This is a genomic window from Methanomethylovorans sp. (genome assembly GCF_041305605.1).
Classification (GTDB): Archaea; Halobacteriota; Methanosarcinia; order Methanosarcinales; family Methanosarcinaceae; genus Methanomethylovorans.
The window spans coordinates 1-5,551 of sequence record NZ_JBFYLB010000037.1 but is presented as its reverse complement, the minus strand read 5'-3'; the positions used below and the strand labels follow the sequence as shown (position 1 = coordinate 5,551).

Below are 5,551 nucleotides of genomic sequence, written 5' to 3'. Positions count from 1 at the left end.
ATGGCATGATAGGAATGGGGAGATACTGAATCCCATCCTCATTTTTTGAGCAATATGAATTGTTCTTTAAATCCGAAGAAAGCCATCTGTTAAATTATTAAAAAAAGTAACTTGTTTATAGATACATTTGTTAGATACATTTGTGAGGTGAATATCGTGGTAGGCATGATGGGATCTGGTATGTATGGGACTATGTATGGCGGCCTGGTTGGTGTCTTTGTCGAACTATTGATCATACTTCTGATAGTTGGAGTTGTGGTCATGCTGCTTAACAGGTCTAACTTTGTAGGCTCAGGCAACAATGAGAGGCTTGTGAAAGTGGAAAAGGATGTTGAAGATATCAAGAAAGCAGTGGAAGAGATAAGGAATAAGCTCAATGATATCTAATTTAAACGATATGCATATACTGCTGAAATGAAGGCTGGCTTAGAGATGGTCCGCAGATGACTCAATCACTTGAACAAATAGTGCAAATCGGTGAAGCTCTTGCCCACCCGGTGAGAATACAATTATTGTACATGCTTTCTGAAAGGGAAAGATACATCTATGAGCTTGCCAAAGATCTGAACCTTTCAAGACAGGTGGTAGACCTTCATCTCAAACGCCTTGAAAAAGCAGGTTTTGTGGAAAGTGACCTGCGACTTGAAGAGAATGACATGCGGGCAAAGAAGTTCTTCCGTTTGAAAGAATTTGACGTGAAACTATGTACAGCTGACCTGAAAAACATATTCAGTTGACTTGTTATCTTTTAATTAAAATGATGCCTCAATGTGAGACGCCTTTTCTATTGATATCTTTCGATCCGGACCTTCGAGGTTTTGGATCTTAAAGTAAAGTCAAGGTACATAAGAAAAGGACAGTTGCTTACCAGCTTGTCGAGTAAAAGAAGTCATTAGAAAGATGAGGTGTGAGTGTTCAGAACGAACACTCAGATATTTGATGAGGTGCCAGATTCCAGGCACTGGATAGTACAATACATCGAATCACGTACGCACTTGCGCAGGACATACATCTTACGACCACACTTCTGACAGGTTACAGCTACAAATTCCATAATCGTTTTTCTCCTATTGTTTCTTTATTTTTAGGCAGTGAACACACGTTATGATCATTGGCAGAGCAATGATCGGGATTTTGAGGATCCCCGTGATTCCACAGTGGGTTCGCCACCTTGCTATTGATCTAGTAGATACCTCTCAATCTGCATATATAAATATTTCTATACAATTGAATATGCTTATTGTCATAATGATGATGTATGCTTGCTGTGTTGTAGAGTTTTTTTAAGAGAGTAGGTCCTATGGCCTTAGTGATCGTGATGAAACCAAAAACCTATGGATGTGTCAAAGATGTATGTTTTTGGTATACGCTAATTTCGGGAGAAAAAAGAAGGGTGTGCAGGTAGATACCTGCAATATCCGAAATTTTATAAGCCGAAAGAAAGACTCGATCTTCTAACGCACTATCTTTGAAATATCCATCTCGAGGATATCTTCAGCACCAAGTGCCTTGAGCCTTGGAATGAGCAGGTTTACCTCATTCTTACTGACAACGGTTTCGACTGCATAGTAATCGGATTTGTATAGCTGTGACACGGTAGGCCTCTTCATGGAAGGGAGAAAATCTATGATGGCATCCAGCTTATCAGCCGGTACGTTCATATCAAGGAGTACCTTGCCCCGTGCTTCGATAACAGAGAGCAGCAATGTCCTTATTTCCTCTATCTCCCGTCTTTTCAGAGGGTCTTGCCAGCTTTTCCTGTTGGCTATGAGCTTTGTGGAAGATTCCATTATCTGGTCAACGATCTTAAGCCCATTCCTGCGTAGTGTGGAACCTGTTTCTGTGAGGTCGACCACTACGTCCATGAGGTCAGGGACCTTTGCTTCCGTGGCACCGTAGGAAAAGTGGATCTCCACGGGAATGTTAAGGTCGTCAAAGAATTTCTTTGTCATTTTCGGATATTCGGTAGATACCCTGCTGCCCGGTTTAATATCCTTTGCACTATGGATATCACTTTCCTGGAGCACGGCTATGACTATTTTTACGTTGCCTGAACCCTGTTTGCTGTAGGGCAGGTCTGCAACCTCCACTACATCGGAATTCGATTCCGTTACCCAGTCAAGCCCCGAGATGCCCAGGTCAAAGTATCCGTCATGGACATAGCGCGGGATCTCCTGTGGGCGCAGGATCTTGATCTTTTTTATCCTGGGGTCATTGACAGTAGGATTGTATTGCCTGTCGGTCTTCTTTATTTCAAGGTCCGCCTGCTTAAAGAGCAGAAGCGTCTGTTCTTCCAGACTGCCTTTGGGAATAGCTATTTCGATCAATGTGCCAACCTTTCCGTATGTTTGGTATTTAGTGTAATATGGGATGCAATTATTACCTACAGTATAAAGCATATTCGATTAGATCGAGTCCCATCCAGCTGCACTTATGGTACACAATTGATTTATATACACCTTTTTCCAAGAAGAAAGCATGATCCAGGATATTCTCATACCTTTCCTGCTCGTGGGCCTTGCGGAACTCGGGGATAAAACACAGCTCGCTGTCCTTGTACTTTCCACAAAGACAAAGCAATACAGTTCCCTGCTTGCAGGGGTTATGCTTGCTTTTGTGCTAACCGACGGGATAGCTATTATCCTTGGAGATTTTATCGCTTCCGCTGTGCCCCTGGAGTATGTGAGAATATTTGCAGGTATTCTTTTTGTGATATTTGGTGTTTTGATGCTGTATAACAGGAACAAGGACGAAGATGAAGGGTCCATTGAGTTGAAAAGTCCTTTTATATCGGGTTTTTCTCTGATACTTGTCTCTGAGATGGGGGATAAAACACAGTTAGCTGCAGCCCTGTTTGCCACCCAGTATGATCCTGTGATGGTATTTATCGGTGTGATCCTTGCGTTGCTGTTACTCTCCACAACGGCTATCTATGTTGGTAAAAAGCTCATGGAAAGGGTAAACAAACATACGATCTCCACAGCTGCAGGCATTCTTTTCGTTCTGATAGGTATCTCTTTCTTTTTCTGAGTTAAGGAGCCTATCAAATGTTTCGATTGATTTCTATGAGAGACAGTAGTATAAGTGTATAAGGTGTCATTCTTTTTCAATCCTTCCTAAAATTTTAGAAGTCTTGTGGTTAACTTTCGATTTCAATTAAATACATATTATACTGGGTTATATTATCAATAACGGATAGTTTTGCTATCTGAAAATTCGGGGGGAGTAGGTGTGAAATTTATTGTAATGTTGGTTCTTATTTGTGTAGTTTCAACTATTGGTATTGTTTTTGCCGGCCCGGCAACTCTGGAACAGGAAAACATAAACCCTTCCTTTTTGGAATACCAGAAAAATCAAGACATAGACATGTCTGTAGGCAACGGAGAATACACAGGGCAAATCCCTGACACTATTGACTTTTCGTATCTGGGAAACCTAAATAAAAAAGAGATGATTGATTCCTATGCTCCATACTTCGACCTAAGGGATCAAGGCAAGGTCACTTCCATAAAAGATCAGGGTTCTTGTGGTTCATGCTGGGCTTTTGCATCTTATGGATCTCTTGAATCGATCCTTCTACCTGGTCAGAACCTGGACCTTTCGGAACAGAACATGAAAAATCTGCATGGTTTCGATGTTGGTCCATGTTCCGGCGGAAGTGCGCAGATGGCAACTGCCTATCTTGCCAGGTGGGCCGGTCCGGTTTTAGAATCCAATGACCTCTATGATCCATTAATCTCTTCTTCACCTTCATTAGCTCCTGTCAAACATGTACAGGAGGTCATTTTTCTTCCCCTTAGGAAATCTGCCCTTGACAATGATGCGATCAAATGGGCTCTCCAGCAATATGGTGCAGTTTACGTTTCCATGGGCTGGTCCGCCTCCTCCTATAACTCTTATAATTATTCTTATTATTCTACAGTTTTTTCATCTACCGGACATGGTGTTACTGTGGTTGGGTGGGATGATAATTTTAACCGCAACAAATTCTCTCCCGCTGCCCCCGGCAATGGAGCCTTCATAGTAAAGAACAGCTGGGGTGAATCATGGGGAGAAGATGGTTATTTCTATGTGTCATATTATGATTCCAGCTTTGCAAAAAGGAATGTTAATACCGTTTTCACAGCTGAACAGGTAAATAATTACGAAAATATTTATCAGTACGACCCCCTTGGCTTAACTACGACCGTAGGTTACAGTAATAGTACGACAGCATGGGGAGCAAATGTTTTCACGGCGGAATCCAACGAGATATTGAATGCCGTATCATTCTATACCACTGACTTACAGACCAGCTATGAAGTTCTCATTTACACAGAGCCAGTTTCCGGTCCCATTGGGAACCTGAAAAGCACCGTGTCGGGTTCCTTCAACTATCCGGGCTACCACACTGTAGCTCTTAATAATGATGTTGATCTTACTAAAGGACAGAAATTCTCAGTGGTGGTCAAATTAACTACGCCAGAGTATGTTTTTATCCTGGCAACGGAATCACCCTTGTCTGGTTATAGCAGTGCTGCAACTTCAAACGCCGGGGAGAGCTACATTGCGATAAATGGTCAGGAATGGGAAGACATTACATCGACGTTTCCAAATGCTAACCTGTGCATAAAGGCGTTTACGAATGTGGACAGACCTCCCGTACTTGCTGCAATAGGGAATAAAACAGTGAATGTGAATTCATTGCTCAACTTTACCATATCAGCAACTGATCCCGACGGGGATAAAGTCACATACTCAGCCATCAGTTTGCCCTCAGGAGCAAAACTGAATGCAACTACGGGAAAGTTCACATGGACTCCTGTTGTTCCAGGAAAATACAGTGTAAAATTCATTGCTACAGCTAATGGACAGACCGATGATGAAACCATATGGATCACGGTAACAGCGACCGGTAACACTATTTCTTATACGCCGGATTATGACAACAGACTGCGTCAGTCTTCACCGAACACTGTCCTTTCCAGTACCAACTATGTAGACATTGGAAAGCTTAGTACAAGTAGTTACAGAGACGTGATATGGTTTGACCTCAGCAGGTACAACCCAACAAATACGATATCCAAAGCAACCCTTTCACTGTATTGGTATTATGCTACAACTCCACGTACTTCTGATACCGTAGTGGAAGTTTACAGACCAGAGCAGTGGGATCCACAATATGTTACCTGGAATAATCGTAAGTCTGGAACTCCATGGACTACTGCAGGCGGATACTGGTTCGATAAGAACGGTGTTAAGCAGGGTAGTACACCGTATGCTTCAGTAACCTTCCCGGCTGGTACTGTGCCTGATAACAAGTACTATGAATTCGATGTTACACAGCTTGTGCAGGAATATGTAACCGGTACTACTAACACCGGTTTCTTCCTCAAGGCAAAGACAGAGGGCAATAATTACATTGCCTTCTACAGTTCGGATTGGCCGAATGCTGACCAGAGACCGAAGTTGACCATAACTACAACTTCGGTTCCTGTGGATAATCCACCGGTTGCCGAAGCTGGTCCTGACCAGGTCGTTACGACAGGCTCAGTTGTTACATTTAACGGCA

Annotated in this window: 6 protein-coding genes; 4 read left to right on the top strand and 2 right to left on the bottom strand. The window is 42.6% G+C overall.

All coding sequences use genetic code 11. From position 1 onward, the window contains the following. The first annotated feature begins 165 nt into the window (after positions 1 to 165). Together ACCM36_RS02535 and ACCM36_RS02530 are read left to right on the top strand one after the other, a co-directional pair. On the top strand, positions 166 to 387 hold the full coding sequence (locus ACCM36_RS02535) for a hypothetical protein (RefSeq protein ID WP_370572150.1): 222 nt from the start codon (positions 166 to 168) through the stop codon (positions 385 to 387). Positions 388 to 443: 56 nt separating this feature from the next. Next, complete coding sequence (locus ACCM36_RS02530) at positions 444 to 737, top strand: ArsR/SmtB family transcription factor (protein WP_370572149.1); 294 nt, start codon at positions 444 to 446, stop codon at positions 735 to 737. A 191-nt stretch (positions 738 to 928) separates the two neighbouring features. Here the strand turns inward: ACCM36_RS02530 and ACCM36_RS02525 are convergent, their stop codons facing one another. Together ACCM36_RS02525 and hisG are read right to left on the bottom strand one after the other, a co-directional pair. Continuing rightward, the gene (locus tag ACCM36_RS02525) at positions 929 to 1,054 is read right to left on the bottom strand and encodes a hypothetical protein (protein WP_370572148.1); all 126 of its coding nucleotides are present in this window, start codon (positions 1,052 to 1,054) and stop codon (positions 929 to 931) included. 400 nt (positions 1,055 to 1,454) lie between these two features. Further along, on the bottom strand, positions 1,455 to 2,327 hold the full coding sequence (hisG, locus tag ACCM36_RS02520; protein ID WP_370572147.1) for an ATP phosphoribosyltransferase: 873 nt from the start codon (positions 2,325 to 2,327) through the stop codon (positions 1,455 to 1,457). A 151-nt stretch (positions 2,328 to 2,478) separates the two neighbouring features. Between hisG and ACCM36_RS02515 the strand changes: the two genes are divergently transcribed. Then, positions 2,479 to 3,030, top strand: a complete 552-nt coding sequence (locus ACCM36_RS02515; protein WP_370572146.1) for a TMEM165/GDT1 family protein — start codon at positions 2,479 to 2,481, stop codon at positions 3,028 to 3,030. A gap of 201 nt (positions 3,031 to 3,231) precedes the next feature. Further along, positions 3,232 to 5,551: disaggregatase related repeat-containing protein (locus ACCM36_RS02510; protein ID WP_370572145.1), on the top strand; the 2,320-nt coding region annotated here is incomplete at its 3' end.

Coding starts and splice junctions, on each gene's coding strand:
- ACCM36_RS02535 (WP_370572150.1), top strand. CDS start 166: ATGATGGGATCTGGTATGTATGGGACTATGTATGGCGGCCTGGTTGGT.
- ACCM36_RS02530 (WP_370572149.1), top strand. CDS start 444: ATGACTCAATCACTTGAACAAATAGTGCAAATCGGTGAAGCTCTTGCC.
- ACCM36_RS02525 (WP_370572148.1), bottom strand. CDS start 1,054: ATGGAATTTGTAGCTGTAACCTGTCAGAAGTGTGGTCGTAAGATGTAT.
- ACCM36_RS02515 (WP_370572146.1), top strand. CDS start 2,479: ATGATCCAGGATATTCTCATACCTTTCCTGCTCGTGGGCCTTGCGGAA.